At 69.3% G+C, this 12393-nt stretch carries 9 protein-coding genes; 4 read left to right on the forward strand and 5 right to left on the reverse strand.

The window, feature by feature from the left end:
• Window positions 1-348: 348 nt before the first annotated feature.
• Both AC0680_RS00005 and AC0680_RS00010 read left to right on the forward strand, forming a co-directional pair.
• Window positions 349-1014 (forward strand): bifunctional 4-hydroxy-2-oxoglutarate aldolase/2-dehydro-3-deoxy-phosphogluconate aldolase, encoded by a 666-nt coding sequence (locus AC0680_RS00005; protein ID WP_478623363.1) that lies wholly within the window; start codon window positions 349-351, stop codon window positions 1012-1014.
• A gap of 191 nt (window positions 1015-1205) precedes the next feature.
• Entirely contained in the window at window positions 1206-2033 is an 828-nt protein-coding gene (locus AC0680_RS00010; protein ID WP_478623365.1) for a transporter substrate-binding domain-containing protein, read from the forward strand.
• Between the two features lie 16 nt (window positions 2034-2049).
• On the opposite strand, the gene AC0680_RS00015 is transcribed toward AC0680_RS00010, so the two are convergent.
• From AC0680_RS00015 to AC0680_RS00035, 5 genes are all read right to left on the reverse strand, one after another.
• Complete coding sequence (locus AC0680_RS00015; protein WP_478623367.1) at window positions 2050-5775, reverse strand: SAV_2336 N-terminal domain-related protein; 3726 nt, start codon at window positions 5773-5775, stop codon at window positions 2050-2052.
• A 4-nt stretch (window positions 5776-5779) separates the two neighbouring features.
• Entirely contained in the window at window positions 5780-6745 is a 966-nt protein-coding gene (locus AC0680_RS00020; RefSeq protein WP_478623369.1) for an AAA family ATPase, read from the reverse strand.
• A complete protein-coding gene (locus AC0680_RS00025) occupies window positions 6742-8907 on the reverse strand; it encodes a VMAP-C domain-containing protein (protein WP_478623371.1) in 2166 nt (721 codons plus the stop codon). The genes AC0680_RS00020 and AC0680_RS00025 overlap by 4 nt, the downstream gene beginning before the upstream one ends.
• Before the next feature lie 48 nt (window positions 8908-8955).
• Window positions 8956-9348, reverse strand: a complete 393-nt coding sequence (locus tag AC0680_RS00030; RefSeq protein ID WP_478623373.1) for a CU044_2847 family protein — start codon at window positions 9346-9348, stop codon at window positions 8956-8958.
• 219 nt (window positions 9349-9567) lie between these two features.
• Window positions 9568-9945, reverse strand: a complete 378-nt coding sequence (locus tag AC0680_RS00035; RefSeq protein WP_478623375.1) for a VOC family protein — start codon at window positions 9943-9945, stop codon at window positions 9568-9570.
• A gap of 234 nt (window positions 9946-10179) precedes the next feature.
• Here AC0680_RS00035 and AC0680_RS00040 point away from each other — a divergent pair, with 234 nt between their 5' ends.
• Complete coding sequence (locus AC0680_RS00040; protein WP_478624444.1) at window positions 10180-10899, forward strand: GntR family transcriptional regulator; 720 nt, start codon at window positions 10180-10182, stop codon at window positions 10897-10899.
• A 351-nt stretch (window positions 10900-11250) separates the two neighbouring features.
• A complete protein-coding gene (locus tag AC0680_RS00045) occupies window positions 11251-12276 on the forward strand; it encodes a substrate-binding domain-containing protein (protein WP_478623377.1) in 1026 nt (341 codons plus the stop codon).
• Window positions 12277-12393: the final 117 nt, after the last annotated feature.

The raw sequence follows: 12393 nt of genomic DNA on the forward strand, positions 1-12393 counted from the left end.
CCCCCCCCCCTCCCCCCCCCCCCCCCCCCCCCCCCCCCCCCCCCCCCCCCCCCCCCCCCCCCCCCCCCCCCCCCCCCCCCCCCCCCCCCCCCCCCGCCGTGCTGTGCGCCCCCTTTTACCTGCCATTTCTCGCCTTCTTGGCGGAAGGGGCGCATGGGGCGCACCCCCGAGGCACGATTGTCAGTGGTTCCCGGTAGCGTTTCGGTAGAAACGAGGAGCGGGCGGGCATCGGCGGACAAGGGACCATGTGCGGTCAGCTGCCGCGGCGCGCCCCGTAAAGGCCGTATCCGCCGTGGGTCTGGCGAGTCGGCATGAGGCGCTGGAGAAAAGGAAGGACGGCGAACTGCCGTGTATCGCTGGGAGATCACCCGGGCCGCACTGGCGCAGCGCGTTTTCGCCATCGTCCGCAGCACGACGTACGACGAGGCGAGCGCCACCGCCGACACCCTGCTGTCCGCCGGCATCACGAGCCTGGAGATATCCCTCACCACCCCCTTCGCGCTGGAGGCGGTCACGACGCTGACCCGCGAGCTGGGTGATGACGCGGTCATCGGCGCGGGCACGGTCCTTGACGGGGTGTCGGCCCGCATGGCGGTCGACGCAGGCGCCCGCTACCTGGTCTCACCGAGCCTGGACGCCGAGGTCATCCGCACGGGCCACCGCTACGGCGTCCCGGTCTTCCCCGGAGTGTCGACGCCGACCGAGATGGTCCGCGCCCTCGAACTGGGCGCGGACGCCGTCAAGCTGTTCCCCGCCTCGGCGCACCACCCGTCCTGGCTCAGGGACATCCGCGCCGCCCTGCCGCAGGTGCCGCTGCTGCCGACGGGCGGGGTGACGCTCGACAGCGCACCGGAGTGGATCGCCGCCGGTGCCGTCGCCGTCGGCATGGGCTCGGCGCTCTCCGAAGGCGACCGCGACACCGTCGCCAAGCGCGCCGCCGAACTCCTCACCCGCCTCGCCGAGGCCACTCCTGACCAGCAGTCGGGACCCGCCGCGGGCCTCTACGACGACTGACGGCCCCGAGGCTTCCACGGCGGCCCCGTCCCACCGGCCGGTCGAGGGGTTCACCGCGGCCAACGGCTCTGCCACGCTGTTCGCTTCGGCCATGTGATCACGCCGCCGTGCGCGCCGCCGTCTCCCCGGCGCGCACCGCGGCCGAGCGCGTGACCGCCCGACCAGGAGCCAGAGCAGCCACCGGAGCCCATATGAAGCGCGCCGCCACCCTGTCCGCCCTCGCCTGTCTGCTCGCCGCCACCGCCGCCGCCCCGGCCGCCTCCCAAACCCCCGCCGCGCCCGGGGGAGTCGTAGCGGCGGCCGGCAAGAAGGCCTCGGCCCTCGACACCGTCCCGCGGCGCGGTGTGCTGCGCGTCTGCACCACCGGCGACTACCGCCCCTTCAGCCATCTCGACCCCGCGACCGGCAGGTACCGCGGAGTGGACATCGAGATGGCCCAGGACCTCGCCAAGAGCCTGGACGCCAGGCCCCGTTATGTCGCCACGACCTGGGCCCGGCTCGTCGCCGACCTGTCGGCGGGCCGCTGCGACATCGCCATGGGCGGGGTGTCCATCACCCTCCCGCGCGCCCGCTCCGTCTCCTTCAGCGAGCCGACCCGCACGGACGGCAAGACACCCATCGCGCGCTGCGCGGACCAGGACAGGTACCAGACCCTGGAGCAGATCGACCAGCCCGGCACGACCGTCATCGTCAACCCCGGCGGCACCAACGAGGAGTTCGCCCGCGCCCACATCAAGCGGGCCACCCTCAAGGTCCATCCCGACAACACCACGATCTTCGACGAGATCGTCGCGGGCCGCGCCGACGTGATGATGACGGACGCCAGCGAGACCCGCTACCAGGCCAAAATCCACCCCGAACTCTGCCCGGTCCACCCGGACAAGCCCTTCACCTTCTCCGAGAAGGCCTACGCCCTGCCCCGCGGCGACACCGAGTTCACGGCCTATGTGAACCAGTGGGTCCATCTGGCCACCCACGACGGGACGTACCACCGGTACGAGGAGGAGTGGATGAAGTAGCAAAGACGGCAGGCCGTCACCCAATGGCGTAGCGGGCAACGACGTCCTGATAAAGGTGCTGGGCGGTTGGATGGAGGGACATCAGGACCGAACAGGCGCTTACGGCATCGGGGATCAACTGGCCGTATGGATCTGTGAGCGGGTCGGCCCTCGTACCAGTGGTGCGCGCACTTGAGGAGGGGGCGCCCGGTGCGAGCCAGCAGGCCACCAACGCCTGGGCCACCGCTGAGTAGCAGTCGTCCCCGGTGATGTCGGGGACGAGCCGCTCGTATACGTCGCGCGGCGAGCGATCGGCCGCAAGCGCGTAGCTGCGCGGTGGAGCCTGTCGGACCAGCTCGAACTCTTCGAGCCACTTGGCAGGATCCAACGTGGCGAGGCGTTGGTGGAGGTAAGCCGCCGACGCACGGACGTCGCCGAGCGCCAGCGAATGGTACGCGGCCGTCGCACCATCGCCGCGGTCATGGGCGTCCCGGCGCAGTCCGTCGTGGACATTCCGCCAGGAGTACGGATGGGTCTGCCGTCGTGACGCCAGGCCACGCAGCAGAAGGTGCCGCAGCAGCGGATGCAACTGCCGCGAGTACTCGCGGGGGCCGGGCACGGTGAGTGGTGCGTCGTTCCGGAGCCGGACGAGGCGTTCCGTTCCCTCGTGTCCCAGGCTCTCCCAGAGACTTCCAGTAGCAAGCGCCTGGTCGAGGTCGTGCACGGCGGCCGACCGGATCAACACACTTCGATCGGCCGCGGAGACATCCCCGGCCAGGAGGTCGAGCAGCGCAGCGTAGGTGTGCGGCGGTTGTCCGCCGGGTGTGCAAAGCGTTCGCAGACGGTGCGCCCAATCGGTGTGCGGTGCGAACATCTCAAGCGCATCGAGCATGGTCGTCACCGCGCCCGGATGGCCCATGCTCAGGTCGTACAACATCTTTCCGAGCCAGGCGCTGGGGTCGGGTACCGGCGGCCGGACGGTGTTGGCGGGCAGGCGGTGGAGCAGCCGTTCGGCGCGCTTGGCAACCTCGTCGACGGAGAGTCCGGGCAGTCGTCCACTGACGACGTCGTTCCGGGGACCGACAGCGCCGAAGGAGTCGAACCACCACTGAGCGAATCGCACATCGATGGTGTCGTCACGGGCCATGCCGACGTGGTGGGGAGGCCGACGTGCGGTGGCGATGGTCAGGAGCGGATCCACCACCATCGACCCCTGCGCGCCGATCGGGCGTGCCCTGGCGAGCAGGGCGAGCAGACGCTCTCCGGCTGGGCAGTCGACGTTGTCCAGGAGCAACAGGCAGTGAAGGGGTCGGTGTGAGTCTGTGGAGTCCTGCCGGCATGCCGATCTCAGATCCGACAGGAAGGCGCGGAAAATCAGCTCAAGTGCCGTCTGTTCGCCGCAGGCTCTTCCTCGAACGACGTGTTCCAGGGACGTCAGCAGGGTCTCGACCGAAACATGTGTGCTTCGGAGAATCGAGTTGAGCCGGAGATGCAGTGGAAGCGCGGCGTCGGTCTCGGCGAGGGCTGCACCCAAGGTGGTGCCGATCAACTGATCGGCACTTTGGGTGTGCTGGTCCGCCCGCAAGGAAGCGTCCATATTCGCCTCGAACCCCTCGTCGAGCTCGTGGGTCTCGGCCAGGGCGTAGCAGGCCAGGACCCCGAGGAACAGGGGGAATGCTGGAGGCATGGCGTGCGTTGCTCCGCGGCTGAGCCGTGAGGTGAGGTCCAGCAGCACTCCCACCGGCATGCATGCTGTCGGTGGAAGAGCCGACACATCCACCCGTGCCACGAACGCCGCTGATGACCGCCCGGCGTCTTCCAACCTGCCGAGCAGCGTGGTCTTACCGCTGCCCCCGGGGCCCACATAGAGGAATGCCGGAAGTGTTTGGGCTACCTCCGGCTCCCCGTGCAGGGATTTCCGTACCAGGTCCTCGATGGACTCGTCGATGTCGAGAACGGTCGCCCTGGGGCCGATACCCGGCCAGGGCACAGCGGCATTGCCGTCAGTGGTGTCCGCTTCGCCTGGCAGGGCGTCGGACGGCGCCGCCGACCGGTTCCGTGCCCCGGCGAAGCCCGCGCGTCCGATGGGGACCTCCGGGGAGGTGCCTTCGATGATTCCCAGGCGTTCCAACAGTGACTTGCCGACCCAGGCGAACGCGCGCGCGTGCTCCGGCAGGCGCGCCGTACCCGAGGGGTGACGCAACCACGCCGGAAAATCGGGGGAGCGGCCCACCAATTGGTCCATGCGTCGCCCCACCGCGACTCCGGTGTCGAGGAGTTCGCCCGTCGGTACGGCGTCGAGCAGCACCGCCTTCGCCTCCTCGTGGAAGTCGAATTGGTGCAGACGGACAGGGAGGTCGGCACGGGAAGTCGTGGCTGCGGGCTGCATGAGTCCGCCGGCGAAGACCTCGGCGAGGTGGGAAGTCTCGCTGGGCCACGGCACGCTCTCCTGAACCAGCCGCATCGCGGGCACCGACATGGGTGTGACGGCGGCCAGATGCGCTGCCAGCCGGTATGCCTCCGGGGAGACGCTGTCCCGGAAGCGCAGGACCGAGGCCAGGGCGGAGCCAACCGGGGCGTCGCCGTGGGATGCAGGCGAAGTGTCCTTGGCGACGGCGTCGTCAGTGGCCTCCCGGCGACCGGTACGGCCCATCCTCATCAACGGAAGGACGGCAGTGCCACCGGATGAGGCGACCAGCTGGGCCCATTCGGCGACGGATGCCGCGCGGGGGGCGAGAACCGGCACAGGTCTGCCGTGGAAGGTGGCCAGCGCGGGCGGCAACGCGGGGGCAGCGACCCGCCAGGCAGAGTTCGGTGCCGCTTTGGCGTGTGATGTCACCTCCCACCGGTCCGCCGCGATGGCGGAGCCGCCCCACAGCCCGGGAGGCAGGACCTGCATGATCGCCGTTGGCCCGCTGCGTCCCCACAGGGCGAGCACCTCGGCCATCCGGCCGTCGCGCCAGGCGGCACCGATACCGTCGCTGAGGACCACGACCATGGTGGTGCCGGATGGGGCGGCGAGCGTGGCGGGCTTGACCGCCGCGCGACTGTTGGTGAAGGGCCTGGCGTGCAGCGCCGGGTTGCCGGGACCCCGAGTGTGCAGGCCATGGACCCGTACGTCCCGGAAGCACCCCAGACCTTCGAGGAGGGTGCGCAGCTCGGCGCAGAGCCGCTGCCACAGCAGCATCGACACTCCGTCGTCGATCACCAGCGCCAGATCCAGCCACCGCTCGCGTGCGGGGCTGATGACCACGTCGGCCAGCCCCGTCTCGGCCATGGCGGTGACCGTCGCGGCCTCGTCGACCTCGACCCTGACGGGGCTGGCGCGATGCCCGCGGAGTGGGCGCAGCGCTCGCGAGAGGGAGAGGCTGTCGGTCAGCGCCTTGCCCTCCGGTGCGCGGACGGGCAGCGCCGGCGCTGCCCGTTCCCGTTCGGCAGGGGACGCGGGATCGGAATGGATGCCGGTTCCGTGAGCCCTGCGGGGTGCGGGCAGGGCGAGGGTGCGCCGGCGAGGCGTTGTGCGCGGTTCCAGGTCCTCGACGCCTTCGGCACCGGATTCGGAGGGAAACAGCCGCCTGGGCTCTCCACGCTGGTCCGCGGGGTCCCTCGTGGCGTCAACGAGCGGCCCGGGCCGCTCTGGTGCCTGCTGCGCGATCTGCGAGGTGTCGGGCAGTTGCGTTGCCAGCCATAGTGCGTCGAGGAGTTCCAGCCGTGACAGTTCCAGCCCACTGTCGAGCAGAATGCGACGCAGTCGCTCCGGCACGGCCCTACACCGTTCCGTTCAGCTGATGCAGCACCGCCTTGCGTACCCCGTTCGCATCGATGTCGACACCGCCGACGCGAAGAAAGACCGCGTTGAGCAACTGGTCCGTGGCCAGTTCCCCAAGGGCTCGGTGGTTGAGAAACGTCGTGAGCAGATCGTCGACCTGAGCCAGGGCGTCGTGCCCCAGGTGGGCGGCGACGATGTCCCGCAAACGGGACTCGTCCGGATCGGGCAGGTCGAGTCGGACGCAGCGGCGGAGAAAGGCGGGCGGGAAATCGCGTTCACCGTTGCTGGTGATGACAACTACGGGGAATTCGGTACACCGTACGCGGCCCCGGCACACCGGTACGCGGACTTGCGGGTCGGCGGTGAGAACCTCGACCTCGGCTTGGTCCTCGGCCAGTCGGCTGAGCTCCGGGATCTCGAATTCGCCGTTCTCGAAGACCGCGAGAAGGTCGTTCGGCAGGTCGACGTCACCCTTGTCCAGCTCGTCGACCAGCAGCACACGGGGGCGTGGGGACGGCGCCAGTGCGGTACCGAGGGGACCGAGCCGTACGTAGCTGCCGATGGGAGGCTCCGGCTCGGCCCGATCGCGGGAGAGTGAGGCCTCGCGCAGTCGCCCCACTGCGTCGTAGCCGTAGAGCGCGTCTTGCAAAGTGGCCCGGCTGTTGACCGGCCAGTGCAGCACACGCCCCAGTGAGAGCTCATGGGCAACGGCGTATGCCAGCGACGACTTGCCGGTGCCGGGGTGACCGGTCACCAGCAGAGGGCGTCGCAGATACAGGGCGGCGTTCACGACGTCCGCCTGTTCCTGTCCGATGAGGTAGGGACGCCGCACGGCTTCCTCGGCCTCGGCGGCAGGGAAGGTCCGCCACGGCGGCGGCTCCGGCATGGCCGGCGTACGCGCCTGTCCGTCGCCTCGGAACAGGCGCCACTGTTCCGCCCCGGAGGCGTCGTGTGAGGGTGTCATCGTGACTCCGTTCGTTCCATGGGGTCTGCCAGGCGGGGAGGTTCGGGCAGTGGGCGGCCGGGGTCGTCCCAGAGCAGCACGGGCCGGGCGCGATGGATGTCGGGCGAGTGTCGTGCCTTCGCGCGGTACTTCTGCACGGCCTGCGGCAGATCGAACGCCTTGCCCGGTGGGTCGATCGAGAACAGGGCCTCACTCCTTGTGTCGTGATCGCCGCGGTCCCACAGGACCACGGGCACGCCACCCGCCAGACACCAGACGGCGATCTCTGTTCGGGTTTCGGGCGGAGCGTGGATGACGACGAGCGAGGCGTCGAGATCCTCATCGAGCATCCCGGTCACCCGATCAGGATCGTCGTGGTCCGCATCGAGCAGCAGCGCGGGGTGCTTGCCGAGTGCCCGCCAGCGACGATGCCAGACACCGTGGGAGTCAGTCAGGCGGCGGATGCTGGGGCAGCGCAGCACGATGGGGTAGCGGGTCCCCACCACGATGGGCGGCAGTGGGGGAGGCTCCGGAGTGCCTATCGCGTCGAGATCGATTTCCAGATCCCCGTACTCCACGACCAACTCGATGGTCGGCCACTCCCCAGCGGTGGCGATCGCCAGCCGGTCTAGTTGACCGCGGAGCATACGCACGATTTCGGGGGGTGCTTGTAAGCACCCAAGGGCACTGGACACAGGCCGTAGATGCCCGTCTCCGGAGTCCGACCACACTCGCACGTCATAGCGACGAGTACGCTCGAGGCCGGTGCCACCCGTGAGCTCCACCAGCAGCCGTGGGGCGGCAGGTGCGGACGTGCCCGCCCATTGTTCGGCGTCGCCGCGCCGCTCCTGAAGGGTCGCGCCGTCGATTCCCAGAAGATCAGCCAGTTTCGCCGTCCACCGCTGCAACTCCGCCTTTGCATCCGGCGGGCAGAGTGCTGCCACGAACTCCACGGCGCGTAACAGGGCCGGTACGCGGGGAACATTGCCGGATTTCGGTTGCCCGTCGCCGTGATATTTCTCCAGCTCCGCTATCCATTGGCGGGCGTAGGCCGTGAAGTGCTCGGAATCCAGGGGCGTCCGGTTGTCCACGAGCGTCTCGAGGAGGTGGTGTCCGGGTAGCGCATTTCGGGTGGCGGCCGGTATGCGACTGCGTACGTCATCGGGTAGCGAGGTGAGAGTGTGCAGCAGGCCTTTTTCTTCCGTCGCAGACAGCAGATGCCGGGACAACGCGGGCGAGCACAAGGCAAGTCGGCGCAGGGACGAGGCGGCGTCGGCGTACGTCGGCGCCAGAACTTCAGCCATCGCAGGCAGGGCTCGTGGCACGGACAGCAGGATTTCCACGAGTTCCTCGATGCTCGGCACTGATCCGTCGTCAGGGTGGGTCAGCGCGCAGCGCTTCGCGAACTGTACGGCGCACCGGCTGAGCTGCCGTTCGTCGGGCAGCGTCTGTTCCAGTAGTCGGCATATCTCCTCATGGACCGGGTCCAGCCTGACCGGTGCCCTTTCATCTCGGGTGGGGGGCAACAGGTCCCCTGCACCCGCCCGGATGAGTTCGGCACGCATGGCCTGCCACGTGAATGTCCAGCTCAGACGCATCGACTGCTGGGGGTTGAAGGGAGCTTCGGTGCTCGACACCGCAGCGACGACCAGCCCCACCGCAGCTGCATGCTTCAAGGACCAGACCGGGCCGCCGCTGTATCCCGGGCGAATCGAGGGGCCGGTGGGATCACCGTGCAGATAACCGAATCCTCCGTGACAGGAACGGACCTTTCCGTAGGCGGTGTGCTCCTGATCGCCATTGCCGAAGTTCGCCCGGACTTCCTGGAGTTCCTCCATTTCCCGCCAGGGCAGCGGAACCAGGTCCGAGGGCGGGATTTCGGTGAATTCCAGGAGCGCCAGGTCCCCCTTCCAGCGCCGCGCTCCCTCCGGCCGGGATGAGGTCTCCTCGCCGCGTGGTGGAATCCAGTGCGTCAGCCGAGCCGTGCTGTGGGTCCCCGGGGCCGATCCGGCGAAACCAATGGACACCGTCGTCGGACCTGGATGGCGAGGTTCGAACGCACTGCGGCCCAGGGCGCGGTTGACGACATGCGCGCAGGTGACGAACCGGTCCGAGGAGAGGCAGGCCCCGGCACCGACAGTCCGGCCCCCGGCGCCGTCCAGCACCGTGATCAGACCCGCCATGTCCTCCCTGCCAGGGCGTCCACCACGTCGGCCGAACCAGCCCACCGCTCAACCGCCCTGCGGCGCGTCGGACGTCAGCGTCCATGTCGCCGTGACCTTCATGACGGCCTGGTTGTTCCCGCCCACGATGCCGAGTTTGAGGTCCTGGCCGATCTGCAGGCCGAATTCGACGCTCAGTTCCTGCGGAGGACTGTCGGTCCTCGCGACGGAATCGTGCACCTCTTGCAGTAGTGGTCCGAGCGGTTGGAGCACGGTTCGCACCCCGTCGGCGGCGATCCGGGCCACCTGCTCGCGGCGCCGGCCGACCGGCTCGACCGCCCCGGAGCCGTCGGGCAGATCGTGCCCGGGGGTGGCCGGCGCGGTGTCGGGATCGCTGACCGGATCGAGGGCCAGTCGCACTGACGTGTCATCGGCCAGGCGCAGTTCGGCGTAATCGGGCATGCACTCATTGTGCCGATCGCCGACACGTCAGCCACGTGGTTCCAGGGAATAGACGGGCGGCGGCCTATGCGAGCAGGTGATGAGCCGGGTGACGGAGGAGAGACGTGCCGCTGCGATCTGACGGTGATCGGATCGGACGGGGTGCAGAGCCTGTGCGCGGTGGCGCAGGGGACGGTGCTGCCGCTCGACGGCGCGTCAGCGGAAGGCGCCCGTTAGACGTCAGTCGCCGGCCGCGGTGTCGTGTCGCGGTGTCGCATGGCCCAGCACATTCACGACCCGGCCGTTGGGGTCCTTGGTGAAGAAGCGGCGTACGCCCCACTCCTCGTTCTGGAGGGGGTGGACGATCTCGGCGCCGGCGGCCAGCAGGGCGGCGTACACCGCGTCGACGTCGTCGACCTCGATGCTCATGTCGGGGGCGACGGGGGCGGTCCGGTCCTCGGTCATGAAGATGAGCTGTGCGGTGGGGTTGGTGGGGGAGGCGAGGGTCATGACCCAGCCCAGGTTCATGACCTCCTCCAAGCCCAGCAGGCCGTAGAACGTGCGGTTCTCCTCCAGGGACTCGGCGTGGATGTCGGGGACGACACGGCGTACGGACATGGGAGCCTCCTCGGTCGGGGCCCCACTGGCTATCAGAAAAGGCCGGGAGCGCGCAGGGGGAGGGCCGGGGTGCCGCGCTGCCCCTGGCCGATCATGGGTCCTCGGGTAGGAGGCCTTGTCCGGACAATGTGACCTCCGGACTTCCCGTCATCTGCCGGGGCGGATACGCTCGCCAGCGTGGGGAAACGCGATACAGAAGATGCCCTGGGCGCCGAGAGCCCCGTCCAGTTCAGCGTGGACCGGAGCAGCCCGGTCCCGCTGTATTTCCAGTTGTCCCAGCAGCTGGAGGCGGCGATCGAGAACGGCAGGCTCGCCCCCGGCAGTCTGCTCGGCAACGAGATCGAGCTGGCCGGCCGCCTCGGGCTGTCCCGGCCGACCGTGCGGCAGGCGATCCAGTCGCTGGTCGACAAGGGGCTGCTGGTGCGCCGCCGCGGCATCGGCACCCAGGTCGTGCACAGCCAGGTCAAGCGCCCCCTGGAGCTGAGCAGCCTCTACGACGACCTGGAGGCGGCCGGGCAGAAGCCGGCCACCCGTGTGCTGCTCAACACCACCACCGAGGCCGACGCCGAGGTCGCCGCCGCGCTGGGCATCGCCGAGGGCGCGGAGGTCGCGCTGGTCGAGCGGCTGCGGCTGACGCACGGTGAGCCCGTGGCCCATCTGCGCAACCACCTGCCCGCCGGGCTGCTCAAGCTGGAGACCGCCCAGCTGGAGGAGACCGGTCTGTACCGGCTCATGCGGTCGGCCGGGATCACCCTGCACAGCGCCCGTCAGGCCGTCGGCGCCCGGGCCGCGACGGCCGAGGAGGGGCAGCGGCTCGACGAGCCCGAGGGTGCCCCGCTGCTCACGATGCAGCGGACGACGTTCGACGACACCGGGCGCGCGGTCGAGTTCGGCTCGCACGTCTACCGCGCCTCGCGCTACGCCTTCGAATTCCAGCTGCTGGTCCGCCCCTGAGCGCTTCGTAAGGGGCGCGTGGCCATGTCGTCTTCGGGGTCGCCGGAAAGTCCGGCGGCCCCTTCGTTGTGCCGTGGTTGTGTCTTCGTCGTGATTTCGGGGTGTTTTCGTGATGTTTTCCGTGGGTGTTTTGCGCGGTGTTTTCGGCGGGGATTGCCGGGTGGGTGATCCTCTTTCGGAGTCCGGCCGGCGGCTTCCCTGAGCCCGTACGGCGGGGTGATGCGACCCGCTATGCACCGATATGCCGCACGCCCGCGTCAGAATGTTCGGACAAAGTATTGACGTGGCTCCGTGGGCGCCTTAGAACTCTTCCAGCCGCATTCAGGCGGCCGGGAGAAAGGCGGTCCCACGATGATCGGCGTGCGAAACGTACGTATGGCTCGACCCGTCAATGTCCTCAGCGCGGCGGCCCTGGTGGCGGGCCTCGCGCTGGTCGCCGGATGCAGCAGCTCCGGGGGAAAGGGCTCCGAAAGCAAGCCCGGGGCGTCCGGCAGCGGCGGCAAGGCCGCCGGTACGCCCCGGCTGACCATCGGCATGGTCAGCCACTCCGGTGAGGGCGACACCTTCTGGGACATCGTCCAGAACGGCGCGAAGGCGGCCGCGTCCAAGGACAACGTGAAGTTCCTCTACGCCAGCGACAAAGAGGGCTCCAAGCAGGCCCAGCTGATCCAGTCCTACATCGACGCGAAGGTCGACGGCCTGATCGTCACCCTCGCCAAGCCGGAGGCCGTCAAGGCCGCCGTCCGCAAGGCCGTCGCGGCGGGCATTCCGGTGATCACGATCAACTCCGGCGGCGAGTTCTCCAAGGCGTACGGGGCGCTGACGCATATCGGCCAGGACGAGTCGGTGGCCGGCGAGGCCGTCGGCGAGGAGCTCGCCGGCCGGCACGCCAAGAAGGTCCTGTGCGTGATCCACGAGCAGGGCAACGTGTCGCTGGAGGACCGCTGCGCGGGCGTCCGCAAGGGCTTCGACGGCAAGGTCGAGAACCTCAACGTCGACGGCACCAACGCGCCGGCCTCGCAGTCCTCGGTCGCGGCCAAGCTGCAGTCCGACAAGTCCATCGACTCGATCGTCACGCTCGGTGCCCCGATGGCGGCGATCTCCGTCAAGGCCAAGGAGGAGGCGGGCAGCGACGCCCAGGTCGCGACGTTCGACCTGAACCCCGCCGTGGTCAAGCTCCTCAAGGCCAAGGACGTCGCCTTCGCCGTCGACCAGCAGCCCTACCTCCAGGGCTACGAGGCGGTGGATCTGCTCTGGCTGAACAAGACCAACGCCGATGTGCTCGGTGGCGGAAAGCCGGTGCTCACCGGCCCGGCCCTGGTCGGCCAGGAGGACGTGCCGAAGTTGGAGGAGTACACCGGGCGCGGGACCCGGTGAAGCCGTAACGGAAGGCGGGACCCGATGAACCGGTACAGATCGCCGGTAACGGATACTTGGGCGGTTGGAGCCGGCCGCCCGGTAGCGGCGTGCGACACCGTGAAGGCGCAGCCAGGA

The organism is Streptomyces sp. NPDC043738 (assembly GCF_056436545.1).

Coding starts and splice junctions, on each gene's coding strand:
- AC0680_RS00010 (WP_478623365.1), top strand. CDS start 1,206: ATGAAGCGCGCCGCCACCCTGTCCGCCCTCGCCTGTCTGCTCGCCGCC.
- AC0680_RS00020 (WP_478623369.1), bottom strand. CDS start 6,745: ATGACACCCTCACACGACGCCTCCGGGGCGGAACAGTGGCGCCTGTTC.
- AC0680_RS00025 (WP_478623371.1), bottom strand. CDS start 8,907: ATGGCGGGTCTGATCACGGTGCTGGACGGCGCCGGGGGCCGGACTGTC.
- AC0680_RS00030 (WP_478623373.1), bottom strand. CDS start 9,348: ATGCCCGATTACGCCGAACTGCGCCTGGCCGATGACACGTCAGTGCGA.
- AC0680_RS00035 (WP_478623375.1), bottom strand. CDS start 9,945: ATGTCCGTACGCCGTGTCGTCCCCGACATCCACGCCGAGTCCCTGGAG.
- AC0680_RS00045 (WP_478623377.1), top strand. CDS start 11,251: ATGATCGGCGTGCGAAACGTACGTATGGCTCGACCCGTCAATGTCCTC.